This is a genomic window from Pseudomonas sp. R45(2017), assembly GCF_002112305.1.
GTDB lineage: Bacteria > Pseudomonadota > Gammaproteobacteria > Pseudomonadales > Pseudomonadaceae > Aquipseudomonas > Aquipseudomonas paraglycinae.
The window spans coordinates 35,206-61,480 of the sequence record NZ_NEHH01000011.1; the positions used below are offsets into that span (position 1 = coordinate 35,206).

Annotated in this window: 23 protein-coding genes; 10 read left to right on the top strand and 13 right to left on the bottom strand. The window is 61.0% G+C overall.

What is annotated here, in order from left to right; all coding sequences use genetic code 11:
- Window positions 1–21 precede the first annotated feature (21 nt).
- Both phoR and CAF74_RS23605 read left to right on the top strand, forming a co-directional pair.
- Entirely contained in the window at window positions 22–1,308 is a 1,287-nt protein-coding gene (gene phoR / locus CAF74_RS23600) for a phosphate regulon sensor histidine kinase PhoR (protein ID WP_218887987.1), read from the top strand.
- A gap of 111 nt (window positions 1,309–1,419) precedes the next feature.
- Window positions 1,420–2,760 carry a hemolysin family protein gene (locus tag CAF74_RS23605; protein WP_007954342.1) on the top strand — a complete coding sequence of 447 codons (1,341 nt, stop codon included), beginning with the start codon at window positions 1,420–1,422 and terminating at the stop codon, window positions 2,758–2,760.
- 6 nt (window positions 2,761–2,766) lie between these two features.
- Here CAF74_RS23605 and CAF74_RS23610 read toward each other — a convergent pair whose 3' ends face one another.
- The 8 genes from CAF74_RS23610 to CAF74_RS23645 all read right to left on the bottom strand — a co-directional run bounded on the left by CAF74_RS23610 (window position 2,767) and on the right by CAF74_RS23645 (window position 13,486).
- Window positions 2,767–3,663, bottom strand: coding sequence for a M23 family metallopeptidase (locus tag CAF74_RS23610; protein WP_085747943.1), 897 nt, complete (start codon window positions 3,661–3,663; stop codon window positions 2,767–2,769).
- A gap of 184 nt (window positions 3,664–3,847) precedes the next feature.
- Window positions 3,848–4,804: a response regulator gene (locus CAF74_RS23615; protein WP_064379783.1), complete on the bottom strand. Its 957-nt coding sequence runs from the start codon at window positions 4,802–4,804 to the stop codon at window positions 3,848–3,850.
- Between the two features lie 177 nt (window positions 4,805–4,981).
- On the bottom strand, window positions 4,982–5,743 hold the full coding sequence (gene phoU, locus CAF74_RS23620; RefSeq protein WP_007954334.1) for a phosphate signaling complex protein PhoU: 762 nt from the start codon (window positions 5,741–5,743) through the stop codon (window positions 4,982–4,984).
- 124 nt (window positions 5,744–5,867) lie between these two features.
- Window positions 5,868–6,701: a phosphate ABC transporter ATP-binding protein PstB gene (gene pstB, locus CAF74_RS23625; protein WP_007954333.1), complete on the bottom strand. Its 834-nt coding sequence runs from the start codon at window positions 6,699–6,701 to the stop codon at window positions 5,868–5,870.
- A 100-nt stretch (window positions 6,702–6,801) separates the two neighbouring features.
- Entirely contained in the window at window positions 6,802–8,472 is a 1,671-nt protein-coding gene (gene pstA / locus CAF74_RS23630) for a phosphate ABC transporter permease PstA (RefSeq protein ID WP_085747944.1), read from the bottom strand.
- A 16-nt stretch (window positions 8,473–8,488) separates the two neighbouring features.
- Complete coding sequence (locus tag CAF74_RS23635) at window positions 8,489–10,522, bottom strand: ABC transporter permease subunit (protein WP_176240509.1); 2,034 nt, start codon at window positions 10,520–10,522, stop codon at window positions 8,489–8,491.
- A 425-nt stretch (window positions 10,523–10,947) separates the two neighbouring features.
- Window positions 10,948–11,949: a phosphate ABC transporter substrate-binding protein PstS gene (locus tag CAF74_RS23640; protein WP_085747946.1), complete on the bottom strand. Its 1,002-nt coding sequence runs from the start codon at window positions 11,947–11,949 to the stop codon at window positions 10,948–10,950.
- Window positions 11,950–12,187: 238 nt separating this feature from the next.
- Complete coding sequence (locus CAF74_RS23645; RefSeq protein WP_085747947.1) at window positions 12,188–13,486, bottom strand: MFS transporter; 1,299 nt, start codon at window positions 13,484–13,486, stop codon at window positions 12,188–12,190.
- 378 nt (window positions 13,487–13,864) lie between these two features.
- Between CAF74_RS23645 and CAF74_RS23650 the strand changes: the two genes are divergently transcribed.
- A complete protein-coding gene (locus tag CAF74_RS23650; protein WP_003229628.1) occupies window positions 13,865–14,269 on the top strand; it encodes an acyl-CoA thioesterase in 405 nt (134 codons plus the stop codon).
- Window positions 14,270–14,326: 57 nt separating this feature from the next.
- Complete coding sequence (locus CAF74_RS23655) at window positions 14,327–15,226, top strand: D-hexose-6-phosphate mutarotase (RefSeq protein ID WP_085747948.1); 900 nt, start codon at window positions 14,327–14,329, stop codon at window positions 15,224–15,226.
- Between the two features lie 48 nt (window positions 15,227–15,274).
- Here CAF74_RS23655 and CAF74_RS23660 read toward each other — a convergent pair whose 3' ends face one another.
- The 4 genes from CAF74_RS23660 to purE all read right to left on the bottom strand — a co-directional run bounded on the left by CAF74_RS23660 (window position 15,275) and on the right by purE (window position 17,858).
- Entirely contained in the window at window positions 15,275–15,811 is a 537-nt protein-coding gene (locus tag CAF74_RS23660; protein ID WP_064379774.1) for a DUF3299 domain-containing protein, read from the bottom strand.
- A 103-nt stretch (window positions 15,812–15,914) separates the two neighbouring features.
- Window positions 15,915–16,160 (bottom strand): GlsB/YeaQ/YmgE family stress response membrane protein, encoded by a 246-nt coding sequence (locus CAF74_RS23665; protein ID WP_003229635.1) that lies wholly within the window; start codon window positions 16,158–16,160, stop codon window positions 15,915–15,917.
- Window positions 16,161–16,273: 113 nt separating this feature from the next.
- Complete coding sequence (locus tag CAF74_RS23670; RefSeq protein WP_085747949.1) at window positions 16,274–17,356, bottom strand: 5-(carboxyamino)imidazole ribonucleotide synthase; 1,083 nt, start codon at window positions 17,354–17,356, stop codon at window positions 16,274–16,276.
- Between the two features lie 10 nt (window positions 17,357–17,366).
- Window positions 17,367–17,858 (bottom strand): 5-(carboxyamino)imidazole ribonucleotide mutase, encoded by a 492-nt coding sequence (purE, locus tag CAF74_RS23675; protein ID WP_007954291.1) that lies wholly within the window; start codon window positions 17,856–17,858, stop codon window positions 17,367–17,369.
- 493 nt (window positions 17,859–18,351) lie between these two features.
- On the opposite strand from purE, the gene CAF74_RS23680 reads away from it, so the two are divergent.
- Both CAF74_RS23680 and CAF74_RS23685 read left to right on the top strand, forming a co-directional pair.
- Complete coding sequence (locus tag CAF74_RS23680) at window positions 18,352–18,957, top strand: reprolysin-like metallopeptidase (protein WP_085747950.1); 606 nt, start codon at window positions 18,352–18,354, stop codon at window positions 18,955–18,957.
- Between the two features lie 34 nt (window positions 18,958–18,991).
- Window positions 18,992–19,579 (top strand): hypothetical protein, encoded by a 588-nt coding sequence (locus tag CAF74_RS23685; RefSeq protein WP_085747951.1) that lies wholly within the window; start codon window positions 18,992–18,994, stop codon window positions 19,577–19,579.
- 57 nt (window positions 19,580–19,636) lie between these two features.
- On the opposite strand, the gene CAF74_RS23690 is transcribed toward CAF74_RS23685, so the two are convergent.
- Window positions 19,637–20,548 carry a LysR substrate-binding domain-containing protein gene (locus tag CAF74_RS23690; protein ID WP_085747952.1) on the bottom strand — a complete coding sequence of 304 codons (912 nt, stop codon included), beginning with the start codon at window positions 20,546–20,548 and terminating at the stop codon, window positions 19,637–19,639.
- 180 nt (window positions 20,549–20,728) lie between these two features.
- On the opposite strand from CAF74_RS23690, the gene aspA reads away from it, so the two are divergent.
- The 4 genes from aspA (at window position 20,729) to CAF74_RS23710 (ending at window position 26,233) form a co-directional block, all read left to right on the top strand.
- Window positions 20,729–22,153: an aspartate ammonia-lyase gene (aspA, locus tag CAF74_RS23695; protein ID WP_039765095.1), complete on the top strand. Its 1,425-nt coding sequence runs from the start codon at window positions 20,729–20,731 to the stop codon at window positions 22,151–22,153.
- Between the two features lie 442 nt (window positions 22,154–22,595).
- A complete protein-coding gene (locus CAF74_RS23700) occupies window positions 22,596–24,041 on the top strand; it encodes a sodium:alanine symporter family protein (RefSeq protein WP_085747953.1) in 1,446 nt (481 codons plus the stop codon).
- A 100-nt stretch (window positions 24,042–24,141) separates the two neighbouring features.
- Window positions 24,142–25,146 carry an asparaginase gene (locus tag CAF74_RS23705; protein WP_085747954.1) on the top strand — a complete coding sequence of 335 codons (1,005 nt, stop codon included), beginning with the start codon at window positions 24,142–24,144 and terminating at the stop codon, window positions 25,144–25,146.
- A gap of 88 nt (window positions 25,147–25,234) precedes the next feature.
- Window positions 25,235–26,233 carry an AraC family transcriptional regulator gene (locus tag CAF74_RS23710; protein ID WP_085747955.1) on the top strand — a complete coding sequence of 333 codons (999 nt, stop codon included), beginning with the start codon at window positions 25,235–25,237 and terminating at the stop codon, window positions 26,231–26,233.
- Window positions 26,234–26,275 lie beyond the last annotated feature (42 nt).

Consider the following 26,275-nt stretch of genomic DNA (forward strand, 5'->3'; position numbering starts at 1 on the left):
CATGGCACCCTGATTCGCCACATGCTGTTGCTGGTCACCGGCTGCCTGGTGATCGGCCTGATCACCGGCTACTACGGCTGGAGTCTGGCGGCGGGACTGGGCCTGTACCTGGCCTGGACGCTCAAGCAACTGCTGCGTCTGCACGAATGGCTGCGCCTGCACCAACCCGATGAAGCACCGCCCGACGGCTATGGCCTGTGGGGCGAGGTGTTCGACAGCATCTACCACCTGCAACGCCGCGACCAACGGGTACGCGGACGCCTGCAAGCGGTGATCGACCGCGTTCAGGAGTCCACCGCCGCGCTGAAAGACGCGGTGATCATGCTCGACAGCGACGGCAACCTGGAATGGTGGAACCGCGCAGCCGAAACCCTTCTCGGCCTCAAGACCCCGCAAGACAGCGGCCAACCGGTGACCAACCTCGTCCGCCATCCGCGCTTCAAGGAGTACTTTGAGCAGGAAAGCTACGCCGAACCGCTGGAAATCCCCTCGCCGACCAACGATCGCGTGCGCATCCAGCTGTACCTCACGCGCTACGGCAACAACGAACACCTGATGCTGGTGCGCGACGTCACGCGCATCCATCAGCTGGAACAGATGCGCAAAGACTTCATTGCCAACGTCTCCCATGAGCTGCGCACCCCGCTGACGGTGATCTGCGGCTACCTGGAAACCCTGCTCGACAACGTCGAGGAAGTGAACCCGCGCTGGAGCCGTGCCCTGCAGCAGATGCAGCAACAGGGCGGACGCATGCAGACCCTGCTCAACGACTTGCTGTTGCTGGCCAAGCTGGAAGCCACCGATTACCCGTCGGACAACCAGCCGGTGCACATCGACACACTGTTGCAGTCGATCAAGAGCGACGCGCAGCAGTTGTCCGGCTCAAAGAATCAGCGCATCACCCTGGAAGCCGACACCAGCATTCTGCTCAAGGGCAGCGAGGCGGAACTGCGCAGTGCGTTTTCCAACCTGGTGTTCAACGCCGTCAAATACACCCCTGCCGAGGGCAACATCCGCATCCGCTGGTGGGGCGACGATCAAGGCGCGCACCTCAGCGTGCAGGATTCCGGGATCGGCATCGACAGCAAACACCTGCCGCGCCTGACCGAACGTTTCTACCGCGTCGACTCCAGCCGCAACTCCAACACCGGCGGCACGGGCCTGGGTCTGGCCATCGTCAAACACGTACTGCTGCGCCATCGCGCACGGATGGAGATCAGCAGCGTGCCCGGTCATGGCAGCACCTTCACCTGCCATTTCGCCCCGGCGCAGGTCGCTCAGGCACGGGTCATCAGCGCCGCTGAGTAATGCCGGACTAGGCAATCGCCAGGTCAGCCGCTACATTGGCTGACTTGCGCCTGCCTTTCAGGTGCGGATTTTTCTTTCTTTCGAATCACACGGAACCCGCAAAACTCCATCATGGACCCTTCCCCTGGCTTGTCCCTCGCAACCATATTCGCCGATTTCGGCATGATTCTTTTCGCTCTGATCCTGGTTTTGCTCAACGGCTTCTTCGTTGCGGCGGAGTTCGCCATGGTCAAACTGCGCTCGACCCGGGTCGAAGCGATCGCTGAACAGCACGGCTGGCGCGGACACATCCTGCGCACGGTGCACAGTCAGCTCGATGCGTACCTCTCGGCGTGCCAGCTCGGTATCACCCTCGCCTCCCTGGGCCTGGGCTGGGTCGGCGAGCCGGCGTTCGCGCATATTCTCGAGCCGCTGCTGAGCGCGGTCGGCGTGCAATCGGCCGAAGTCGTCAAAGGCATCTCGTTCTTCACCGCGTTCTTCATCATCTCCTACCTGCACATCGTGGTCGGCGAGCTCGCACCCAAATCCTGGGCGATCCGCAAACCCGAGCTGCTGTCGCTGTGGACGGCGGTGCCGCTGTACCTGTTCTACTGGGCCATGTACCCGGCGATCTACCTGCTCAACGCCAGCGCCAACACCATCCTGCGCATCGCAGGACAAGGCGAACCCGGCCCGCATCACGAGCACCATTACAGCCGTGAAGAACTGAAACTGATCCTGCACTCCAGCCGTGGTCAGGACCCGAGTGACCAGGGCATGCGCGTGCTGGCCTCGGCGGTGGAAATGGGCGAGCTGGAAGTGGTCGACTGGGCCAACTCCCGGGAAGACCTGATCACCCTCGAGTTCAACGCCCCGCTGAAAGAGATCCTGGCGATGTTCCGTCGCCACAAGTTCAGCCGTTATCCGGTGTACGACAGCGAGCGCAAGGAATTCGTCGGCCTGCTGCACATCAAGGATCTGCTGCTGGAACTGGCGGCGCTGGATCACATTCCCGAGTCGTTCAACCTCGCCGAACTGACCCGCCCGCTGGAGCGCGTGTCGCGGCACATGCCGCTGTCGCAGCTGCTGGAGCAGTTCCGCAAGGGCGGCTCGCACTTCGCCGTGGTCGAAGAGGCCGACGGCAACATCATCGGCTACCTGACCATGGAAGACGTGCTTGAAGTGCTGGTCGGCGATATCCAGGACGAACACCGCAAAGCCGAGCGCGGCATCCTCGCCTACCAGCCGGGCAAACTGTTGGTACGCGGCGATACGCCGTTGTTCAAGGTCGAGCGCCTGCTGGGGATCGACCTCGATCACATCGAAGCCGAAACCCTCGCCGGGCTGATCTACGAAACCCTGAAACGGGTGCCGGAAGAGGAAGAAGTGCTGGAAGTCGAAGGCCTGCGGATCATCATCAAGAAAATGAAAGGTCCGAAGATCATTCTGGCCAAGGTGCTGATGCTCGACTGACGGGGTTTACTGCTTGCCCAACGCAAAGTTGGGCAACGCCCCCAGCGGCTGGTTGAACTGATACGGAATCGACACCAGCCCCATTCCGGTATTGCGCTGCACCACAAAGTGCAGGTGCGGGCCGCTGCTGTTGCCGGTGTTGCCGGACAGCGCCAGCGGACTGCCCACCGTCACCCGCTGCCCCTCGCGCACACTCACCGACCCTTGCTTGAGATGCAGGTACACGCCCATCGTGCCGTCGTCGTGCAGGATCCGCACGAAGTTACCGGACGGATCGGTGCCGCGCCCGTTCTGGGAATTTTCGGTCTTCACCACCACTCCGGCGCGCGCCGCAATGATCGGCGTACCGACCGGCATGGCGATGTCCATCGCGTATTTGTTCTTCGGCCCGAAGTGGCTGTAATCGCCATTGGCGCCCTGGCTGAGACGGAACGGACCGCCTCGCCACGGAAACGGATAGCGATAGCCCTGAGCCGCGCCAGCAGGGTCACCGAGGGAATACTGGAACATCGGCGTGTACACCAGCGGCTTGCCACCGGACACCGCCGTCAGCAACGCCAGCCGCGTATTGCTGCGCGCCGGCAGTACCCGGCGGATCGTTTGCGCCGGTGCGCCACGCACGTTGCTCATCCCGGTAAACGCCAGTGCAACCTCGACTGGCGCGTACAGGTCGTTGCGCACGAACACCACGTCCGCGCCCTTCTGCTTCTTGATGTCGAGATAGACCTGGCGCTCAAGGCGCTCGACCATCCGGTCCTGAAACACGAACACCTGGGAGCCTTTGCTCGGACGGTCGCTGTACGAAACCACTCCGTTGGCATCGGTGGATTTGTAGATCGTCATGGCCACAGTCGAGGTGGAGGCCATGAACAGACCACAGAAAAACAGCAGGCGCAGGGGCATGGGCAAAAATTCTGTCGAGTAAGGCCTGGGAATGAGCCTAGCAGGTGAAGCAGACCAGGCTAGTCGACAGATGTTTCAAAATGGCGTGAATGATCGTCCCCACGCTTTGCGTGGGGGGACGCGGAGCGTCCCTTGAGGCATTCCCACGCGGAGCGTGGGAACGATCAATGTCAGGCGACGAAGATTATGCGCCCGGAACGAAGTGCTTCTGCGCCGTACCACGAGCAATCAGGCGGGAGATGTAGTCGAGCTTCTGCGCGTCCTGGTCGACGAAGCGGAAGGTCAGTTGCAGCCAGTCGCTGTCGGGTTTCGGCTCGTGGGCGACGACGGCGTGCAGGTAGCCGTTGAGGCGGGCGATTTCGGCGTTGTCGCCCTGCTCCAGATCGAGCACGGCGCTATCGAGGATCTGCGGCAGGGTGTCGGTGCGTTTCACCACCAGCAGCGCTTCCTTGATGCTCAGGGCCTTGATCACGCATTGCTGGGTGCCGCTTGGCAGGCGCAGTTGACCCTGACCGCGACCGCCGGCCGGAGCGCTGGAGGCTGCCGGGGCTTTCACAGGCGGGCTGTTGAGCAGGCCACGCTGTGGCGCGGCGGCAGGTGCCGGGGCCGCAGCGGCAGGCTTGGCAAACGGATTCACTGCCGCAGCCGTCGGTGCGGAACCAACCACGGCAGCCTTGCCGCCGGTCAACGCGCTCAGAGAGTCGTTGCCGAACGCCGAGTTCATCTTGGTCGGGGCGCTGTTCATCAGAGTGTCGAGCTTGCCGACCTTGTTCAGGGCCTGCTTGACCTTGGTCAGCAGTTGCTCGTTGGTGAACGGCTTGCTGACGTAACCGGTAACACCGGCCTGGATCGCCTGCACGACGTTTTCCTTGTCGCCCCGGCTGGTGACCATGATGAATGGCATGGTCTTGAGGTTGTCCTGCTCACGGCACCAGGTCAGCAGTTCGAGGCCGGACATTTCCGGCATTTCCCAGTCGCACAGCACCAGGTCGAACGCTTCCTTGGCCAGCATGGCCTGGGCCTTCTTGCCGTTGATGGCGTCCTCGGTGCGGATCCCCGGGAAGTAATTACGCAGGCACTTTTTCACCAGGTCACGAATGAACGATGCATCGTCCACGACCAACACACTGATCTTGCTCATCCAACACCCCTATTAAAATCCCGGCAAGCATAACGCTGGCTGATGGCACATTGCCAAAACTCTTCAGTCACGCCGGGACTTTTCGTTCGCGGGTGCTGCTTTTTAATTCGGTTCTGCCCATGAAAAGCAGAAACAAAAACGCCCGGCCAAAGGGCCGGGCGCTTTTCTCAGGCAATCTTACTTATCGTCAGCATCGCCCGGAACATTAGCGGTTTCGCCACTTGTCCCTTCAACTTCTTCCTTCATGCGCTTGAGGCCCATGTGGCGCACATCGGTGCCGCGCACCAGGTAAATCACAAGCTCCGAGATGTTGCGCGCGTGGTCGCCGATCCGCTCCAGCGAACGCAGCACCCAGATAATGCTCAAGACCCGCGAGATAGAGCGCGGGTCTTCCATCATGTAGGTCGCCAGCTCGCGCAGGGCGGTCTTGTATTCGCGGTCGATGATCTTGTCGTACTGCGCCACCGACAACGCCAGATCGGCGTCGAAGCGGGCAAACGCGTCCAGCGCATCACGCACCATGTTGCGCACCTGGTCGCCGATGTGACGCACTTCGACGTAACCGCGCGGCGCTTCGCCTTCTTCGCACAACTGGATCGCACGACGGGCGATCTTGGTCGCTTCGTCACCGATGCGCTCAAGGTCGATCACCGACTTGGAGATGCTGATGATCAGACGCAGGTCGGAGGCCGCCGGCTGACGACGGGCCAGAATGCGCAGGCATTCTTCGTCGATGTTGCGTTCCATCTGGTTGATCTGGTCGTCGATCTCGCGCACTTGCTGGGCCAAGCCCGAGTCGGCCTCGATCAGCGCGGTGACCGCGTCGTTGACCTGCTTCTCGACCAGCCCGCCCATGGCCAGCAGGTGGCTGCGCACTTCTTCCAGTTCGGCGTTGAACTGCGCGGAAATGTGATGAGTGAGGCCTTCTTTGGAAATCATGCGTTCGCTCCGAAAAAGCGTTTAACCAAGAGCTGCAAGCTACGAGCTGCAAGCTGTTATGTGGTGTTCCCTGCCGCATCGCTTCTAACTTGCCGCTTGAAGCTTGCCGCTTGCAGCTGTACGGCTAGCCGTATCGCCCTGTGATGTAGTCTTCGGTCTGCTTCTTGGCCGGATTGGTGAACAGGGTATCGGTGTCGCCGAATTCCACCAGTTTGCCCATGTACATGAACGCCGTGTAGTCGGACACCCGCGCCGCCTGCTGCATGTTGTGGGTCACGATGACGATGGTGAACTTGGATTTGAGTTCGTAGATCAGCTCTTCGACTTTCAGGGTCGAGATCGGGTCGAGGGCCGAGCACGGTTCGTCGAGCAGCAGCACTTCCGGTTCCACGGCGATGGTCCGGGCGATCACCAGACGCTGTTGCTGACCGCCGGACAGTCCGAGGGCCGAGTCATGCAGACGGTCTTTGACTTCGTCCCAAAGTGCCGCGCCTTTCAGTGCCCACTCGACGGCTTCGTCGAGGATGCGTTTCTTGTTGATGCCCTGGATGCGCAGGCCGTAGACCACGTTCTCGTAGATGGTCTTCGGGAACGGGTTAGGCTTCTGGAACACCATGCCGACCCGGCGACGCAGCTCGGCCACGTCTTCGCCCTTGCGGTAGATATTGTTGCCATACAGGTTGATCGCGCCTTCGACGCGGCAGCCGTCCACCAGGTCGTTCATGCGGTTGAAGGTGCGCAGCAGCGTGGACTTGCCGCAGCCGGACGGGCCGATGAAGGCGGTCACACGCTGTTTCGGAATGTTCATGCTGACATCGAACAGCGCCTGTTTCTCGCCGTAGTAAAGGCTCAGGCCCGGCACTTCGATGGCCACGGTTTCCTGCTCGAGGTTCAGGCTCTGCTTGTCGCGGCCCAGGGCAGACATGTTGATGCCGTGGGTATGTGTTTCGTGCTGCATGGGTCTCACTCCGTTCGTAGCTGCAAGCTTCTAGCTGCAAGCTGCAAGTTTGAGCAAAAGCGGCTTGTAGCTTGTAGCTTGCCGCTTGTGGCTAATGGCTTTAGCTGTCTAGAGCTTTGTACTTCTCGCGCAGGTGGTTACGGATGTACACCGCCGACAGGTTCAGGGTGGCGATCACCAGCACCAGCAGCAGCGCCGTGGCGTACACCAGCGGCCGCGCGGCCTCGACGTTCGGGCTCTGGAAGCCGACGTCGTAGATGTGGAAGCCCAGGTGCATGATCTTCTGATCCAGGTGCAGGTACGGGTAGTTGCCGTCCACCGGCAGCGACGGCGCCAGTTTCACCACACCCACCAGCATCAGCGGCGCCACTTCACCGGCGGCGCGAGCCACGGCGAGGATCATGCCGGTCATCATGGCCGGGCTGGCCATCGGCAGAACGATCTTCCACAGGGTTTCAGCCTTGGTCGCGCCCAGAGCCAGCGAGCCCTCACGCACGGTGCGAGGAATCCGCGCCAGACCTTCTTCGGTGGCCACGATCACCACCGGCACCGCCAGCAGCGCCAGAGTCAACGAAGCCCAGAGCAGACCCGGCGTACCGAAGGTCGGTGCCGGCAGCGCTTCCGGGAAGAACAGACGGTCGAGCGAACCACCCAGCACGTAGACGAAGAAGCCCAGACCAAATACGCCGTAAACAATGGCCGGAACACCCGCCAGGTTGTTCACCGCGATCCGGATCACCCGGGTCAGGGTGTTCTGCTTGGCGTATTCACGCAGGTACACCGCCGCCAGCACGCCGAACGGGGTCACGATCATCGCCATGATCAGGGTCATCATCACGGTGCCGAAGATCGCCGGGAAAATCCCGCCTTCGGTGTTCGCTTCACGCGGGTCGTCGGATAGGAATTCCCAGACCTTGCTGAAGTAGAAACCGATCTTGGTGAACGTACCCATCGCGTTCGGCTGGTAGGCGTGAACCACTTTGCCCAGGCCGATTTCGATTTCCTTGCCGTTCGCATCACGAGCGGTCAAGGCGTCACGGTTGAACTGCGCGTGCAGATCGGCCAGACGGGCTTCGATGTCCTGATAGCGGGCGTTCAGCTCGGCGCGCTCGGACTCCATGTCCGCTTGCGCGGTGGCGTCGAGTTTGCCTTCCAGCTCCAGCTTGCGACCGTGCAGACGGATGCGCTCGAGGCCGGCGTTGATCGCACCGATATCGACTTTTTCCAGAGTCTTGAGCTGGGCGGCAAGTTTGTTCACGCGATCGATCCGCGCTTGCAGTTCAGGCCAGGCGGCTTCGCCTTCGGCGATCACCTTGCCGTCCTGTTTGACGTTGACCAGGTAGCCGTAGAAGTTGCCCCACTCACGACGCTCCAGCGCCATCAGTTCCACCGGCGTGGTCTGGTTGGTCAGCCACTCGCCGACGATCCAGGTGAAGTCGTTGCCGTTCAGGTCACGGTTGCCGACCTTGATCAGCTCGCGAGTCATGAATTCCGGACCTTCGTCCGGCACCGGCAGGCCGGCGCTCTTCAGACGGGCGCGCGGCACTTCTTCTTTCTGCACCACCTCGCCCACGACCAGATGCTGGCCCTGGCCCGGTACGTCATAGCTGGCGTGGATCAGATCCGCCGGCCAGAAGTGACCCAGACCGCGCACGGCGATCACCGCCAGCAGGCCAATGGTCATGATGACCGCGATGGACACCGCGCCGCCGCTGATCCAGACGCCGGGGGCGCCGCTCTTGAACCATCCTTTCAGGGAGTTCTGTTTCACAGACTTCTACCTTTGCTTAAAGCGACGAGTATTTCTTGCGCAGACGCTGACGAATCAGTTCCGCGAGGGTGTTCATGACGAAGGTGAACAACAGCAGCACCAGCGCCGAAAGGAACAGCACGCGGTAGTGGCTGCCGCCGACTTCCGACTCCGGCATTTCCACCGCGACGTTGGCGGCCAGGGTGCGCAGGCCTTCGAACAGGTTCATTTCCATGACCGGGGTGTTGCCGGTGGCCATCAGCACGATCATGGTTTCGCCGACCGCTCGGCCCATGCCGATCATCAGCGCCGAGAAGATGCCCGGGCTGGCGGTCAGGATGACCACGCGCGTCATGGTCTGCCACGGCGTGGCACCGAGGGCCAACGAGCCCAGGGTCAGGCCGCGCGGCACGCTGAACACGGCGTCTTCGGCGATCGAGTAGATGTTCGGGATCACCGCAAAGCCCATGGCCAGACCGACCACCAGAGCGTTGCGCTGGTCGTAGGTGATGCCCAGGTCGTGGGAGATCCACATGCGCATGTCACCGCCGAAGAACCAGTTCTCCATAAACGGGCTCATGTACAGCGACAGCCAGCCCACGAACAGGATCACCGGAATCAGCAGCGCACTTTCCCAACCGTCCGGGACTTTCAGGCGGATCGATTCAGGCAGGCGGCTGAAGGTGAAACCAGCGATCAGGATGCCAATCGGCAGCAGCATCAGCAGGCTGAAGATGCCCGGCAGATGCCCTTCCACATACGGTGCGAGGAACAGGCCGGCGAAGAAGCCGAGGATCACCGTCGGCATCGCTTCCATCAACTCGATCACCGGTTTGACCTTGCGGCGCATGCCCGGGGCCATGAAGTACGCGGTGTAGATCGCCGCGGCGACGGCCAGCGGAGCAGCCAGCAGCATCGCGTAGAACGCGGCTTTCAGGGTGCCGAAGGTCAGTGGCGACAGGCTCAGTTTCGGTTCGAAATCGGTGTTGGCCGCAGTCGATTGCCAGACGTATTTAGGCTCGTCGTAGTTCTCGTACCAGACCTTGCTCCACAGCGCGCTCCACGAGACTTCCGGGTGCGGGTTGTCGAGCAGCAACGGTTGCAGCTTGCCGCCGGCTTCGACGATCACACGGTTGGCGCGCGGCGACAGACCGAACAGGCCCTGACCTTCGACGACTTGATCGACCAGCAAGGTGCGGTGCGCGGTGCTGTGGAACACGCCGAGCTTGCCGCTGGCATCCAGGGCCAGGAAGCCCTTGCGACGTTCTTCGGCAGAAATTTCAACGATCGGCGTGGTGCCCATCTGGAAGGTGCGGATCTGCTTCAGGCGCAGCTCGCCATCGGTGTCGCGGGCCATGAACCACTGGGCCAGGCCACCCTTGGAGTCACCGACGATCAGCGAGATACCACCGACCAGTTGCGTGGTCGCAGTGACTTCAGCGTCAGCGTTTTCCAGCAGTTTGTAGCGACCGTTGAGGCTCTTGTCGCGCAGGCTGAACACGTCGGCCTGCGCACGCCCGTTGACCACGTACAGCCACTGCTGGCGCGGGTCGACGAAGATGTTTTTCACAGGTTCAGTCATCTGCGGCAGATCGATACGCTTCTGCTCGTTGGTGACTTCGCCGGTCATCATGTTTTCTTCGCTGGTCAGCGACAGCACATTGAGTTGCGAACCGGTGGAACCGACCAGCATCAGGGTCGAGTCGCTGGCGTTGAGGCTGACGTGCTCCAGCGCACCGCCGCTTTCGTTCAACGCGATCGGTGTCTCGCCGTACGGGTACTCGATGGCCGGAGTGATGGTCTTCTTGCCATCCGGGTAGCTGACTTTATAGGTGTGACGGAACACCAGCGCCTGGCCGTTGGACAGGCCCACGGCCACCAGCGGATGGCCCGGCTGGTCTTCGCCGATGGAGGTCACACTGGCGCCTGCCGGCAGGGGCAGATCGACGCGCTTCAATTCAGCGCCACTGTCGATGTCGAAGAACAGCGCCTGGCCCTTGTCGGAAACGCGCATGGCCACCTGATTCTGCTCTTCGAGCGAAATCATCAGCGGCTTGCCGGCGTCCTGCATCCAGGCCGGGGTGATTGCATCTTTCGCAGTCAGGTCAGCACCTTTGAACAGCGGCGCGACCACGTAGGCGAGGAAGAAGAAGATCAGGGTGATGGCTGCCAGCACCGCCAGACCGCCGACGAGGACGTACCAGCGGGTGAAGCGATCCTTGAGCGCGCGAATGCGGCGCTTGCGTTGCAACTCAGGCGTATTGAAGTCAATGCGCTTGGGAGGGTTCGTAGTCATTTTGGAATTGGCCAGATCATTCATGCGCACACCCTAGCGATCCTGTATGACAGAAAGATGACAATGCAGTGACGCACCAAATCCGCCGCCAGCAGGGCACTGGCGGTGGATAGAAGAATTCGGGGAGTGTGGGAGCCAGGCCGCTTGCGGGCCGGGCCCCCCACGGGAGTCAGGCGGGGTTCACCCCCTGACTCAGTTTGTTACTTTTTTGCGACTTCAGCGCCGCCTTCCTGCAGACCCAGGTCAGCCAGTGCTTTTGCAGCAACCTTGGCTGGCAGCGGGATGTAGCCGTCTTTCACGACCACTTCCTGGCCCTGTTTCGACAGAACCAGTTTCACGAACTCGGCTTCCAGCGGGGCCAGAGGCTTGTTCGGGGCCTTGTTGACGTACACGTACAGGAAACGCGACAGCGGGTACTTGCCGTTCAGGGCGTTTTCTTCGGTGTCTTCGACGAAGTCAGTGCTGCCTTTCTTCGACAGAGCAACGGTTTTCACGCTGGCGGTCTTGTAGCCGATGCCCGAGTAACCGATGCCGTTCAGCGAGGAGCTGATCGACTGCACGACCGAAGCCGAACCTGGTTGTTCGTTGACGTTAGGCTTGTAGTCGCCTTTGCACAGGGCTTCTTCCTTGAAGTAGCCGTAGGTGCCGGATACCGAGTTGCGACCGAACAGTTGAACCGGCTTGTTGGCCAGGTCGCCGGTCACGCCCAGGTCACCCCAGGTTTTCACGTCGGTCTTGGCGCCGCACAGACGGGTGGACGAGAAGATCGCGTCAACCTGTTCCATGGTCAGGTGCTGGATCGGGTTGTCCTTGTGAACGAAAACAGCCAGGGCGTCCACGGCAACCGGGATAGCGGTTGGCTTGTAGCCGTATTTCTGTTCGAAGGCAGCCAGTTCGGTGTCCTTCATCTTGCGGCTCATCGGGCCCAGGTTGGAGGTGCCTTCAGTCAGCGCAGGTGGCGCGGTGGCGGAGCCAGCGGCCTGAATCTGGATGTTTACGTTCGGGTATTCTTTTTTGTAGTTCTCAGCCCAGAGGGTCATGAGGTTGGCCAGGGTATCGGAACCGACGCTGGACAGGTTGCCCGACACACCAGTGGTCTTGGTGTAGCTCGGGATAGCAGGGTCAACAGCGGCAACCGCGTTGGCAGTCGCAACGCCAGCAGCGACAAAAGTCATTGCCGCCATCAAACGCTTCAGTTTCATGCCTTACTCCTAGCAGATAGGGTGTGTTAAGTCGGGGCCAAGTATCAGCAGGCCGTGTGAACACTCTATGGCTGAAATATGACAATTGGATGAAAGGCCAGCATGTCGTGACAGATCGTTCCCACGCTCTGCGTGGGAACGCCGCCATGGACGCTCCGCGTCCGCTTCAAGACGTGACGCGGAGCGTCACAGGATGCATTCCCACGCGGGAGCGTGGGAACGATCAGTGTGAGGTGGCTTAGCGACCTTTGCTCCACAACCACGCGCCGACCAGGATCCCCATCCCGCACAGCACCGCCACATAGTAGGCAGGCCCCATCGCGCTTTCTTTCAGCAGCAGGCTGACCACCATCGGCGTCAGGCCACCGAAGATCGCGTAAGCGACGTTATAAGAGAAGGACAGACCGCTGAAGCGCACCACCGGCGGGAACGCTTTCACCATGACATAAGGCACCGCGCCGATGGTGCCGACCAGAAAACCGGTCAGCGCATACAGCGGGAACAGCCAGTTCGGATGATCGGCGAGGCTGTGATAGAAGGTCCAGGAACTGGCCAGCAAACCCAGGCAGCCGAACACGAACACCCGACCGGCACCGAAGCGATCGGCCAGCGCGCCGGAAATGATGCAGCCGAAGCTCAGGAACACGATCGCCAGGCTGTTGGATTGCAGCGCGGTGGTCGGCGAGAAGTGATAGACCGTTTGCAACACGGTCGGCGTCATCAGGATCACCACAACGATACCGGCGGACAGCAGCCAGGTCAGCAGCATCGACACCGCGATTGCACCGCGATGGTCACGCAGCACGGCGCGCAACGGCACCTCTTCGGCCAGCGCCTTGCGCTGTTGCAGTTCGGCGAACACCGGAGTTTCGTGCAGCCAGCGGCGCAGGTAGACCGAGAACAGACCGAAAACGCCACCCAGCAGGAACGGGATTCGCCAGGCGTAATCCGAAACTTCCGTTGGCGTATAAATGCTGTTGATCGCGGTGGCGACCAGCGAACCGAGGAGGATGCCCGCCGTCAGGCCGCTGGTCAGGGTGCCGCAGGCGTAGCCGATGTGCTTGCCGGGTACGTGTTCGGAAACGAAGACCCACGCCCCCGGCACTTCGCCGCCAATCGCCGCGCCCTGAATGACGCGCATCAACAGCAGCAGAATCGGCGCCCACAGGCCGATCTGGGCGTAGGTCGGCAGCAGGCCCATGATCAGGGTCGGCACGGCCATCATGAAAATGCTCAGGGTGAACATCTTCTTGCGCCCCAGCAGATCGCCGAAGTGCGCCATCACGATCCCGCCCAGCGGCCGCGCGAGGTAGCCGGCGGCGAAGATGCCGAAGGTCTGCATCAGGCGCAGCCACTCGGGCATGTCGGCCGGGAAGAACAATTTGCCGACCACGGTGGCGAAGAACACGAAGATGATGAAATCGTAGAACTCCAGCGCGCCCCCCAGGGCCGAAAGCGACAGAGTCTTGTAGTCATTGCGGGTCAACGGTCGTGCGGGTTGGTCGGGCTGCGCGAGGCTCGAGGGCGCTGTGGTCATGGCAAGGTCTTCTCTTATAGTCGGATCTGCCGCCACAACAACGCTGGCTGTGGCTCGGGCAGGTTCGGCACCATAGCAAATTGTTCGAAAAAGCACATAGAGGCGCGTATTTGCCGGTCGAAATCAGAACCGGACGGTCGTCGCGGAGTCTACCGACCGATATACTCGCAACCTTGCTCCGGTTTGTAAGGGGTTGCTGTGCGAAAACGTCGTTGGCCCGACCCTTGCTCGGGATTAGCCGGTTTCGCAGAGTTTCTCCTTAGGCGCCTGATGGAAAACGTGACGAACGTAGTATGTTCGGTGCTGAATCGTTTTTCCCGAAGACGGCTACCACCAGCAATACCCAACGAAGAGTCACGGGTCAGAGGCACCCCCGGCATGATAGAGCTCGAACAAGAAGATCCGATCCCGCAAGGCGACCTGGCCCTGCAAATCACCGCGCTTCCCCGCGAAACCAACGGCTTCGGCGATATTTTCGGCGGCTGGCTGGTGGCGCAGATGGACCTGGCCGGCACTGCCATGGCCAGTCGTGTTGCCGGCGGCCGTGTTGCGACCGTCGCCATCGATCGCATGGCGTTTCTGGTGCCGGTGGCTGTCGGCGCGCAATTGTCCTTTTACACCCAGACCCTGGAAATCGGCCGCAGCTCGATCCAGATGATGGTCGAGGTATGGAGCGACGATCCGCTGTCCAGCGAGTGGCGTAAAGTGACCGAAGCGGTGTTCGTGTTCGTTGCCATCGATGGCAGCGGCCGCACCCGTTCGGTTCCGCCACGCGCACGTTAAACCTCGCGGCCGTTTCACGGTCGATAGTCGTCCAAGTTGCTGATCGAGAGTTGTCCCATGAACACGCCCAACGTTGAAGCCGTGAAACTGGATGAACTGAACTGCTGGCGCATCCGCCACGGTCAGGCCGAAGTGCTGGTGGCCCAGCAAGGCGCGCACATCCTCAGTTATCAGGTGGACGGCCAGCCGCCGATCATCTGGCTGAACGACAAGGCCATGTTCAAGACCGGCCAGAGCATCCGCGCCGGCGTGCCGGTGTGCTGGCCGTGGTTCGGCAAGTTCGAACGCAACCCGCAGAGCGTGCAGGTGATGCGTGTCAGCGAAGAACCGGCCGCCGCCCACGGGTTTGTCCGGACGATGGATTGGGAGCTGGGCGGTATTGAAACCGAAGGTGAAAGCCTGAAGGTGGAGTTCAAGCTGCCCTACCCTGAAGGCGGTTTTCCGGGCTGGCCGCATCAGGTCGATCTGACCCTGACCCTGCGCCTCGACGATCAACTGCACATCAGCCTGACCAGCCACAACCGTGGTACAGACAGCGTCAGCATCAGCCAGGCATTGCACAGCTATTTCGCCGTCAGCGATGTGCGCAACGTTCGCGTCGAAGGTGTGGATGGCCTCGATTACATCGAGACTCTGGATGACTGGAAAACCCACACCCAGCAAGGCGACCTGCGTTTTGCCGGGGAAACCGACCGTATCTACCTCGACGTTCCGCCGCAACTGAGCATTGTCGATCCGGCCTGGGAACGGCGCATCGTGCTGACCGCTACCGGTTCACGCACGGCGGTGATCTGGAACCCGTGGATCGACCGCGCCGCCGCGCTCAGCGACATGGATAACGACGGCTGGCAGCGCATGCTGTGCATCGAGACGGCGAACGTGATGAGTGATGTGATGACTCTGGCGCCGGATGCCGGTCACACAATGGGTGTCAGTATTGGCAGCGAGCCGCTCTGAAAACAAAAAACGCAGCCCTGAGGCTGCGTTTTTTTTTGCGGCTCTGAATTACAGATCCGATTCCTGCACCACCCGCACCTTGTCCGCTTCCAGCGCGTACGCCGCATCGGCCAGGTCATTGCTGACCTTCTCGATCTTCAGCGTGCCGGTCACCCACAGCGGCGTGTAGATGTCATCCAGCTTCAAGCCTTTTGGATAACGCACCAGCACCAGTTGATTCGGTGGCGGTGGTGGTACGTGGATGCACGCGCCCGGGTACGGCACGAGGAAGAACAGTGTGCTGCGGCCCTTGGCGTCGGATTCCAGCGGCACCGGATAACCGCCGATGCGGATGTGCTTGTCGTTCATCGACGCCACGGTCTTGGTCGAATACATCACCGCCGGCAAACCTTTGGCCTGCTTCATCCCGCCTTTCTGGGTGAAGGTGCCGGTGGCTTCCGGGGAGTTGTGGTCGATTTCAGGCATGGCCTCGAGGGCTTTCTGGTCCGACTTGGGCATCAGTTCCAGCCAGTCGGTTTCCGGCAGTTCGCCGGCGTGGGCCAGACCGCTGCCCAGCAAAAGGAGAGTCAACAGAAGACGGCGCATGAAGGTGCTCGGTAAAGGATGCTCGAAAAGGGAGGGGACGCTGAATCGCCGAGCATTTTAGCCCTCCCCGCCGGATTGGCGGAGAGGACTTTGTCGCTTTGAATCAGTTCTTTTTGATCAGGCCGTAGATCACCAGCAGCACGATCGCGCCAACCAGCGCGCCGATGAAGCCGGCGCCCTGACCCGCCTGATAGATGCCCAGGGCCTGGCCGCCGTAAGTGGCTGCCAGCGAACCGCCGATACCGAGCAGGATGGTCATGATCCAGCCCATGCTGTCATCGCCCGGTTTCAGGAACCGCGCCAGCAAGCCGACGATGAGGCCGATAAAGATGGTTCCGATAATTCCCATGGCATTTCCCTCTGAATGGTAGATATGCGATGAAGCCTAGCCAGACTTTCGCATCCTGCCATCAGAGAACGGCGGCCCCGCAATGGTTCCGCCGCTGCCGGATGAAACTGTCGTTACTCGGCGATCAGCGCTTCGACCTTGAGGATTTGCTGCTCGAGGGTCGCCTTGTCCTTGCAGCGCAGGTTGGCGTGACCGACCTTGCGCCCGGCCTTGAAGGCCTTGCCGTAGTGATGCAGGTGGCAATCGTCGATGGCGATAACCTTCTCGACCGGCGGAACAACGCCGATGAAGTTGAGCATCGCGCTCTCGCCGACCTTGGCGGTCGAACCCAGCGGCAGACCGGCAACGGCCCGCAGGTGGTTTTCGAACTGGCTGCACTCGGCGCCTTCGGTGGTCCAGTGCCCGGAGTTGTGCACGCGCGGGGCAATTTCGTTGGCCTTGAGGCCACCGTCGACTTCAAAGAACTCGAACGCCATCACGCCGACGTAGTTCAGCTGCTTGAGGACGCGGCTGGAGTAGTCTTCAGCCAGGGCCTGCAGCGGGTGATCGGAACTGGCAACCGACAGCTTGAGAATGCCGCTGTCATGGGTGTTGTGCACCAGTGGATAGAACTTCGTCTCGCCATCGCGGGCGCGCACGGCGATCAGCGACACTTCGCCGGTGAATGGCACGAAGCCTTCCAGCAGGCAAGGCACGCTGCCCAGCTCGGCGAACGTACCGACCACGTCTTCCGGCTTGCGCAGGACTTTCTGACCCTTGCCGTCGTAACCCAGGGTGCGGGTTTTCAGCACAGCAGGCAGGCCGATCGAAGCGACGGCGGCGTCCAGGTCGGCTTGCGACTGGATGTCGGCGAACGCCGGGGTCGGAATCCCCAGGTCCTTGAACATGCTCTTTTCGAACCAGCGGTCGCGAGCGATGCGCAGGGCTTCGGCACTCGGGTAGACCGGCACGAATTGCGAAAGGAACGCCACGGTTTCCGCCGGGACGCTTTCGAACTCGAAGGTCACCAGATCGACTTCATCGGCCAACTGGCGCAGGTGATCCTGATCGCCGTAATCGGCCCGCAGGTGTTCGCCCAACGCGGCGGCGCAAGCGTCCGGCGCAGGGTCGAGGAAAGCGAAGTTCATGCCCAGCGGGGTGCCCGCCAGGGCCAACATGCGACCCAACTGGCCGCCACCGATTACACCGATCTTCATCTCAACAACCTCAGGCAATACGTGGGTCTGGATTGTCCAGGACGCTGTCTGTCTGCTCGGCACGGAAGGTTTTCAGTACCGCGTGGAATTGTGGATGCTTGGCGCCCAGGATGCTCGCCGACAGCAGGGCTGCGTTGATCGCACCGGCCTTGCCGATGGCCAGGGTGGCAACCGGAATACCGGCCGGCATCTGCACGATCGACAGCAGCGAATCGACGCCCGAGAGCATCGCCGACTGGACCGGAACACCCAGCACCGGCAGGTGGGTCTTGGCCGCACACATGCCTGGCAGGTGGGCTGCGCCACCGGCACCGGCGATGATCACCTCGATGCCGCGGCCTTCAGCCTCTTCGGCGTACTGGAACAGCAGATCCGGGGTGCGGTGGGCGGAAACCACCTTGACCTCGTAAGGGATGCCGAGCTTTTCCAGCATATCGGCGGTGTGGCTAAGGGTGGACCAATCGGACTTGGAGCCCATGATCACGCCAACCAGTGCACTCATCGTCGCGCCTCTTCTCTCTGGGCGCCCGCAGGCGCGTCAAAAACAACAAGCCACGCAGGATGCGTGGCTTGTTGTAGGAAAAATGGCCGGACGAACCGGCCGAAGGCCGCGCAGTATACCGCAAAGAAAGCAATAAACAGCCCCCGTGGCGACCATCTGTCATCTGCACCGAACCACTCATTTTACTGACTCGAAAATCAAGAACAGCGCCTCTGCCGTTCAAACGAAATACATAGCGATCAAGTTATATCGGGAACGCACTTAACTCACTGCGGCATCCATGTAATAAAATTCAAAACACTCCTGAGCGTCATAACTCATCGCGCATGGTATATAAACAATCACCCACAACTTACTGACGCAACCAATCACCACAACCGGCAATATCAATATCAACCAGAAATACCCACTACCGTTATACCTCTTGCAATACATCGCAAGCTGGGCGCATTGCTAAAACCCGCAATAACTCAAACATTAAAAGGATTTAAACATGCTAAAGGAACCAATAGCACTACAAGTTTTCATCCACGAAGACCTGTCGGATTACACTAAGGAAGATCTATACAAAAGGCACTTCTCCTGGCTTGCAGCGGAGATCGAGAGCATTACCGGCCGCAAAATGCTGATTCGACTGATCGAACCATCAGAAGCAAGGGGCCTGAGCAGTCATCCGTATCAAAACTTGAACGAACGTGCCTCACTGAGCGCTTGGAAAACCAAGGTCGACAAGTATCGAAACACTAATCTTGACCTGCGCTTGATCAAGTTCCTGTTACTGACGCGCAACTCTATAAACAGCCGTACACGGGGAATTGCCGAACTCCCGGGTTACGTGGGTATCGCCTCGACAGAAAAAGTCAGCACGGCCGCTCACGAAGTAGGGCACATGTTCGGTGCAACACATGAAGACGCCGAAATTCTCTACAACGGATGGTGGAGCGAAACGGTCATGTCGAGTGATGAGTTCTCTCCACTGCGAAGCAACGCCGACCGTTTCAGTGATAAAAATCGAGAAAACATTCGTAAGTACCTGAGCACAAAAGTTGTAACAGGCCCAGTGCAATCGACCCTGCGTCCCGAGGAAGACTGGGACTGAGGCAAGGCATGCCGAACTTAAAAAGGAATTACAGATGACCATTGTTAACAAGAAACGAGACATCAATATCTTCGCCGTCGTTCACGACGATATTCCGGCGACGACAACCACGAGTATTTACGCCGAGCACTTCCAGCCTTTTGTAAAAGAGCTGGAAAGCTTTATCGATCGAAAATTCAATGTTGTCTTTGGCAGGGGCGCCCCCTACAGCCAGTTCAACTACAAAGGTGATGACCCGCTACGGACCTTGAAAAGTTGGGAAATACTGGGCCGCCAATACCTGGAGCTGGCCAAGGCCGAAGGCTTCGAGACTGGCCCGCTGGATCAGGTCGTTCTGCTGACTAAAGAAAACCTGAATGAGAGGACTGGGGGGGCTGCACTGCTATGGCCTCCACTCAATACCGGAAACTTTGCAATCTCTTCTCTCGGCAGCCGGATCACTGTGGGTCATGAAGTCGGTCACTTGCTGGGCGCCCGACATGAAGATTCGGAAATTCAATACAACGGCTGGTGGTGTGAAACGTACATGACCCCACAACCCCATCCACTCAGATCCATTTGTTACAGTTTCAGCCAGAAAAACCGGGAAAACATACAAAACCATTTGGCCAGCAAAGGCTGACCGTTCGCCTGGAGACTCGGCAGAGGCGAAAACAAAGTTCGCCTCTGCTTCCATCACTCAGCTATTGCCACTCGCCGCGCCGCCCTCCAACTTGCGCCACAACAACCGCACATTGGCCTTGCGCACCAGCGCGCATCTGTACAGACGAATCTCCAGCGGCACATGCCACTGCGCGCCGCCGCAGACCACCAGTTCGCCCCGCGCCAGCTCGGCCCGCACGCTCAGCTGCGGTACCCAGGCAATGCCGAGGCCTTCCAGCGCCATGCTTTTCAGGCTGTCGGCCATGGCGGTTTCATAGATCGTGGTGAAGCGCAGCTGACGCTGACGCAGCAAGCCGTTCACGGAGCGTCCGAGAAACGCCCCGGCGCTGTACGCCAGTAACGGCACACTGCCCTCGCCTTCCAGATCGAACAGCGGCTTGCCATTGGCATCCGCCGCACATACCGGAAGCATTTCGGTCTGGCCCAGGTGCAGCGACGGGAAGATCTCCGGGTCCATCTGCATCGCCGCGTCCGGGTCGTAGAACGCCAGCATCAGATCGCAGCCACCTTCACGCAGCGCGTGCACCGCGTCGCCAACGTTGGTCGCCACCAGCCGGGTAGCGATGTTCAGGCCTTCGTTGCGCAATTGCGCGATCCAGCGCGGAAAGAAACCCAGCGCCAGCGAGTGCGCCGCCGCGACCTGGATCACTTCGCCCTGCCCGCCTTCCAGATGATGAAGATGGCGCAGCACTTCACCGAGCTGTTCGACCACGGTGCGCGCGGTCACCAGGAACAGTTGCCCCGCCGCCGTCAGCTCGATTGGCGTGCGCGAGCGGTTGACCAGCGTCAGGCCCAGCGCCGCTTCCAGGCTGCGGATCCGCCGACTGAAAGCCGGCTGGGTCACGAAGCGCCGTTCGGCCGCCTGCGAGAAGCTGCGGGTGGCAGCCAGAGCACTGAAGTCCTCGAGCCATTTGCTTTCCAGATTCATCACGTCCTCCCGGACACGCACCAAAACAGGTCACACGTCTGCCGCGCACGCGGCGTCACACGGGCATTATGCCGAATGTGCATAGGGCAGTGTTTAACAGCATTGGCCCAAAAATTCCCACAAGCCTAGCATTCGCAGCGTTCCGGCACAGACCGGGTCCATATCGAGATGATTTCTATCATGTCCTCCGCTGCATCATTCCGCACAGAAAACGACCTGCTTGGCACCCTCGAAGTCCCTGCTCAAGCGTATTACGGCATCCAGACCCTGCGAGCGGTGAATAACTTCCGCCTCTCGGGCGTTCCGATTTCGCACTACCCGAAGTTGGTTGTCGGTCTGGCGATGGTCAAACAGGCTGCCGCTGACGCCAACCGCGAGCTGGGTCACCTGAGCGAAGCCAAGCACGCTGCCATCAGCGAAGCCTGTGCCCGTCTGATCCGCGGCGATTTCCACGAAGAGTTCGTGGTCGACATGATTCAAGGTGGCGCCGGTACCTCCACCAACATGAACGCCAACGAAGTGATCGCCAACATTGCTCTTGAAGCGATGGGTCACCAGAAAGGCGAGTACCAGTACCTGCACCCGAACGACGACGTGAACATGGCGCAGTCGACCAACGACGCCTACCCGACCGCGATCCGTCTGGGTCTGCTGCTGGGTCACGACGCGCTGCTGGCCAGCCTCGACAGCCTGATTCAGGCGTTCGCGGCCAAGGGTGAAGAATTCAACCACGTCCTGAAGATGGGTCGTACCCAGCTGCAAGACGCCGTACCGATGACCCTGGGTCAGGAATTCCGTGCTTTCGCCACCACCATGGGCGAAGACTTGGCCCGTCTGAAGACGCTGGCCCCGGAACTGCTGACCGAAGTGAACCTGGGCGGCACCGCGATCGGCACCGGCATCAACGCCGACCCGCGCTACCAGGCCCTGGCCGTACAGCGTCTGGCGCTGATCAGCGGTCAACCGCTGGTTCCAGCCGCCGACCTGATCGAAGCCACCTCCGACATGGGCGCCTTCGTGCTGTTCTCCGGCATGCTCAAGCGCACCGCGGTCAAGCTGTCGAAGATCTGCAACGACCTGCGCCTGCTGTCCAGCGGACCGCGTACCGGCATCAACGAAATCAACCTGCCGGCGCGTCAGCCAGGCAGCTCGATCATGCCAGGCAAGGTCAACCCGGTGATCCCGGAAGCCGTGAATCAGGTGGCATTCCAGGTCATCGGTAACGATCTGGCGCTGACCATGGCAGCCGAAGGCGGCCAACTGCAACTGAACGTGATGGAGCCGCTGATCGCCTTCAAGATCCTCGACTCGATCCGCCTGCTGCAACGCGCCATGGACATGCTGCGCGAGCACTGCATCGTCGGCATCACCGCCAACGAAGCGCGCTGCCGTGAACTGGTCGAACACTCGATCGGTCTGGTCACCGCACTGAACCCGTACATCGGCTACAAAAACGCCACCCGCATCGCCCGTATCGCCCTTGAAAGCGGCCGCGGCGTGCTGGAACTGGTGCGCGAAGAAGGTCTGCTCGACGAAGCCATGCTCGCCGACATCCTGCGCCCGGAAAACATGATTGCTCCGCGTCTGGTGCCTCTGAAGGCCTGATCCGACGCGTTACTTGTAGCACCGCTCACCAGGTCGAGGGACTAGACACCTCTCACCTTTTGAGGGCTTGGGGAGCATTCCCCGAGCCCTTTTTTTTAACTGTTTGAACCTGAGAACCGTATGTATGGAAGCTGGCTGCAAACCGGCTCCCAGACAAGCCCGACGCCGGTAACGTCGGGTGTTTCAAAGCTTCGTTTCGTCGCTTGCACCACAACCGTGCAGACGGGCGCCGCACTGATCGGTATAGTGCCGCCCCTCTTCGCGTGAGCGGTCGTCGGTAACGAGGCCATAACCCATGCGAAACCCGAACTAATAACAAACCCGCGATATGGATCCGGGACGAAACCCTCGCCTCGCCCGTTGTGCCGCACGCACACCGGTGTAACGCGATGTTTCCGACCATCCAGCATTTGCTTACACAATAAACAGCGAGGAAAAATCCATGCTCGAAGTCATCAACGACTTCCTCTCAGGGAAAGTACTGATCGTGCTCATTGTCGGGCTCGGTAGCTACTTCACGATTCGCTCGCGTTTCGTTCAATTGCGCCACTTCTTCCACATGTTCGCGGTGTTCCGCGACAGCCTCAAAGGCAGCGCCGGGCAACTCAGCTCGTTCCAGGCCCTGATGCTCAGCCTCGCCGGCCGCGTCGGTGCAGGCAACATCGCCGGTGTCGGCATCGCCGTGACTCTCGGTGGTCCGGGTGCGGTGTTCTGGATGTGGGTGACCGCTCTGGTCGGCATGTCCAGCAGCTTCTTCGAATGTACGCTGGCCCAGGTCTACAAGCGCGCCGATGGCGATGGCCTGTACCGTGGCGGTCCGGCTTACTACATCCAGCACGGCCTGAAACTCAAAGGCATGGCGGTGGTGTTCTCGATTCTGCTGCTGGTCACTTACGGATTCGCCTTCATCGGCCTGCAGTCCTACACCGTGACCCACTCGCTGCAAAACGCCTTTGCCTTTGATCCGCAACACACCGGTATCGTCCTGGCGGTGCTGCTGGCCATTACCTTCATCGGTGGCATCAAGCGCATCGCTTCGGTGTCCGACCTGCTGGTACCGATCAAGACCCTGGCCTACATCGGCGTGACCCTGTACGTGATCGGCACCCAGATCGAACACGTGCCAGCCATGCTGGAAACCATCTTCAAGAGCGCCTTCGGTCTCGACCCGGCCTTCGGCGGCCTGCTCGGCAGCGCCATCGTGATGGGCGTGAAACGTGGCGTGTTCGCCAACGAAGCGGGCCTGGGCAGTGCGCCGAACGTCGCCGCCGTGGCCGCCGTGAAGCACCCGGGCGCTCAAGGCGTGGTTCAAGCGTTCAGCGTGTTCCTCGACACCTTCGTGATCTGCACCTGCACCGCGCTGCTGATCCTGCTGTCGGGCTTCTACACCCCGGGCTTCGAGGGTGACGGCATCGTCCTGACCCAGAACTCGCTGGCCGCCGTGGTGGGTGACTGGGGCCGCATGTTCGTCAGCGTCGCGCTGTCGCTGTTCGTCTTCACGTGCATCCTCTACAACTACTACCTGGGCGAAAACAGCCTGCAGTTCCTCACCCGCAACCGCGCTGCGCTGATGACGTTCCGCGGCCTGGTGCTGGCGCTGGTGGTCTGGGGTTCGATGCAGGATCTGTCGACCGTGTTCGCCTTCGCCGACATCACCATGACCTGCCTGGCCTTCGTCAACCTGGTGGCCTTGGCCATGCTGTTCAAGGTCGGCATGCGCGTGATGCGCGACTACGATGCGCAGCGTCGCGCCGGCGTCGACCAGCCGGTGTTCGACTCCAGCAAGTTCAGCGACCTGGATCTGGACCTGAAGGCCTGGCCTGCCAATCCGTCGGCCGACACCCAAGCCGACGCTCAGCCGCAAGGCATCCCTGCAGCGCAACGCTGATCGGGTAAAAAACCGGGCGCAGGTCTTGCGCCCGGCGTGACACAGGCGGCGGTCGGCGTCATGCTCGACCGCATGCTGTCCTCGTTCAGGAGAACTCCCCATGAATTCCTCGACCTACCCTGCCGCCCAGCACGTCATGGTGCTGTACACCGGTGGCACCATCGGCATGCAGGCCAGCGTTAATGGCCTGGCCCCGGCTTCCGGTTTCGAAGCGCGGATGCGCGATTACCTGCACAGCCAGCCAGAGCTGGTGGTGCCGCAGTGGCGCTTTCGCGAGATGTCGCCGCTGATCGACAGCGCCAATATGACCCCGGCCTACTGGCAGCAACTGCGTGAAGCCGTCGTCGATGCCGTCGATGTGCAAGGTTGCGACAGCGTGCTGATCCTGCACGGCACCGACACCCTGGCCTACAGCGCCGCCGCCATGAGCTTCCAGTTGCTCGGCCTGCATGCCCGCGTGTGCTTCACCGGTTCGATGCTGCCGGCCGGCGTCACCGACAGCGACGCCTGGGAAAACCTCAGCGGCGCACTGGTCGCCCTCGGCCACGGCCTGGCGCCGGGCGTGCATCTGTATTTCCACGGCGAACTGCTGGCGCCGACCCGTTGCGCGAAAGTGCGCAGCTTCGGCCGTCATCCGTTCAAACGCCTGGAGCGTCAGGGCGGCGGCGTGAAAGCCACTTCCTTGCCGGCCGCGCTGAACTACAACCAGCCCAAGCAACTGGTCAAGGTTGCCGTGTTGCCGTTGTTCCCGGGAATCGGCGCCGAGATCATCGACGGCCTGCTCGACAGCGGCATTCAGGGTCTGGTGCTGGAGTGCTACGGCAGCGGCACCGGGCCAAGCGACAACCCGCAATTCCTCGCCAGCCTTGGCCGGGCGCGGGACAACGGTGTCGTGGTGGTTGCGGTCACGCAGTGCCATGAAGGCGGTGTTGAGCTGGATGTCTACGAAGCGGGCAGCCGCTTGCGTGGCGTTGGCGTGCTGTCCGGTGGCGGCATGACCCGCGAAGCAGCGTTCGGCAAGTTGAACGGATTGCTTGGTGCGGGTCTTGAGACAGCTGAAGTGCGGCGACTGGTCGAACTCGATCTGTGCGGCGAGCTCATCTGATCGCAACAAGCTGTGGGAGCACCTCTGCTCCCACAGCCCGGCATGCAACTTGCTGCCGTTTCCAGCACCCCAAGGCTGGAAGTCCCCGATGCTCCACTCCCACCTCACCACCCTCAACGCTGTCTCACTGGTGCTCAACACCTTCAGGGATCAAGGCCTGTCCAGCGAAGCGTTACTGGCCGGCAGCGGCATCAGCGCGGCGGATCTGAGCCGGGCCGACACCCGCATCACCACCAATCAGGAGATGCAGGTCTGCGCCAACGCGGTCGCGCTCAAACACGACATCGGTCTGGAGCTGGGCCGGCGCATGCATGTTTCCTGCTACGGCATCCTCGGTTACGCGCTGCTGACCTGTGCCACCTTCGGTGACGCTTTGCGCCTGGCGATCCGTTATCCGGCGCTGCTGGGAACACTTTTCGAGCTGAGCCTGGAAGATGACGGCGAGCGCGTCTGGTTTGTCGCCGCCGATTATCGCGAGAGCCCGGCGATGGCGGTGTTCAACGCGGAGTTCTGTCTGGTGTCGCTGAAAGTCATCTGCGACGACCTGCTCGGCCATCCGTTGCCATTGCTGGCTGCCCGCTTCGAACACAGCGCGCCAGACTATCGCGACAGCTATTCCGAACACTTCAAGGCGCCCCTGCACTTCGGCGCCAAGGACAACGCCTTCGCCTTCGACCGGCGCTGGCTCGACCAGCCGCTGCCGCTGGCCGACATCATCACCCACCAGGCCATGGCCGAACGCTGCCGCAAACAGAACACCGAGTTCACCGGCCGCCAGGCGTGGCTGGGGCGGATCCGCCAGTTGCTCAGCGCACAACTCAATGCCGCACCGGGGCTGGAAGGTCTGGCGCAGCAGATGAACTGCTCGCCACGCACGCTGCGCCGGCATCTGAAAGACATGGGTTGCAGCTATCAGGAGCTGCTCGACGAACTGCGTTTCGAGCGAGCCAAGCAGATGCTTTGCGAGGATCAATTGCCGATCTACCGCATCGCCGAAACCCTCGGTTTCAGCGAGACTGCGAGCTTCCGCCATGCCTTCGTGCGCTGGAGCGGTGTGGCGCCGAGTCAGTTCCGACCACACGGTTAAACCGTCGAGGGGCGATATCAGGTCAGTATTTTTGGCCATATC

Excerpts from the sequence above, each read along its gene's own strand:
- phoR (WP_218887987.1), top strand. The coding sequence starts at position 22 with ATGCTGTTGCTGGTCACCGGCTGCCTGGTGATCGGCCTGATCACCGGC.
- CAF74_RS23605 (WP_007954342.1), top strand. The coding sequence starts at position 1,420 with ATGGACCCTTCCCCTGGCTTGTCCCTCGCAACCATATTCGCCGATTTC.
- CAF74_RS23610 (WP_085747943.1), bottom strand. The coding sequence starts at position 3,663 with ATGCCCCTGCGCCTGCTGTTTTTCTGTGGTCTGTTCATGGCCTCCACC.
- CAF74_RS23615 (WP_064379783.1), bottom strand. The coding sequence starts at position 4,804 with ATGAGCAAGATCAGTGTGTTGGTCGTGGACGATGCATCGTTCATTCGT.
- phoU (WP_007954334.1), bottom strand. The coding sequence starts at position 5,743 with ATGATTTCCAAAGAAGGCCTCACTCATCACATTTCCGCGCAGTTCAAC.
- pstB (WP_007954333.1), bottom strand. The coding sequence starts at position 6,701 with ATGCAGCACGAAACACATACCCACGGCATCAACATGTCTGCCCTGGGC.
- CAF74_RS23635 (WP_176240509.1), bottom strand. The coding sequence starts at position 10,522 with ATGCAGGACGCCGGCAAGCCGCTGATGATTTCGCTCGAAGAGCAGAAT.
- CAF74_RS23640 (WP_085747946.1), bottom strand. The coding sequence starts at position 11,949 with ATGAAACTGAAGCGTTTGATGGCGGCAATGACTTTTGTCGCTGCTGGC.
- CAF74_RS23645 (WP_085747947.1), bottom strand. The coding sequence starts at position 13,486 with ATGACCACAGCGCCCTCGAGCCTCGCGCAGCCCGACCAACCCGCACGA.
- CAF74_RS23650 (WP_003229628.1), top strand. The coding sequence starts at position 13,865 with ATGATAGAGCTCGAACAAGAAGATCCGATCCCGCAAGGCGACCTGGCC.
- CAF74_RS23655 (WP_085747948.1), top strand. The coding sequence starts at position 14,327 with ATGAACACGCCCAACGTTGAAGCCGTGAAACTGGATGAACTGAACTGC.
- CAF74_RS23660 (WP_064379774.1), bottom strand. The coding sequence starts at position 15,811 with ATGCGCCGTCTTCTGTTGACTCTCCTTTTGCTGGGCAGCGGTCTGGCC.
- CAF74_RS23665 (WP_003229635.1), bottom strand. The coding sequence starts at position 16,160 with ATGGGAATTATCGGAACCATCTTTATCGGCCTCATCGTCGGCTTGCTG.
- CAF74_RS23670 (WP_085747949.1), bottom strand. The coding sequence starts at position 17,356 with ATGAAGATCGGTGTAATCGGTGGCGGCCAGTTGGGTCGCATGTTGGCC.
- purE (WP_007954291.1), bottom strand. The coding sequence starts at position 17,858 with ATGAGTGCACTGGTTGGCGTGATCATGGGCTCCAAGTCCGATTGGTCC.
- CAF74_RS23680 (WP_085747950.1), top strand. The coding sequence starts at position 18,352 with ATGCTAAAGGAACCAATAGCACTACAAGTTTTCATCCACGAAGACCTG.
- CAF74_RS23685 (WP_085747951.1), top strand. The coding sequence starts at position 18,992 with ATGACCATTGTTAACAAGAAACGAGACATCAATATCTTCGCCGTCGTT.
- CAF74_RS23690 (WP_085747952.1), bottom strand. The coding sequence starts at position 20,548 with ATGAATCTGGAAAGCAAATGGCTCGAGGACTTCAGTGCTCTGGCTGCC.
- aspA (WP_039765095.1), top strand. The coding sequence starts at position 20,729 with ATGTCCTCCGCTGCATCATTCCGCACAGAAAACGACCTGCTTGGCACC.
- CAF74_RS23700 (WP_085747953.1), top strand. The coding sequence starts at position 22,596 with ATGCTCGAAGTCATCAACGACTTCCTCTCAGGGAAAGTACTGATCGTG.
- CAF74_RS23705 (WP_085747954.1), top strand. The coding sequence starts at position 24,142 with ATGAATTCCTCGACCTACCCTGCCGCCCAGCACGTCATGGTGCTGTAC.
- CAF74_RS23710 (WP_085747955.1), top strand. The coding sequence starts at position 25,235 with ATGCTCCACTCCCACCTCACCACCCTCAACGCTGTCTCACTGGTGCTC.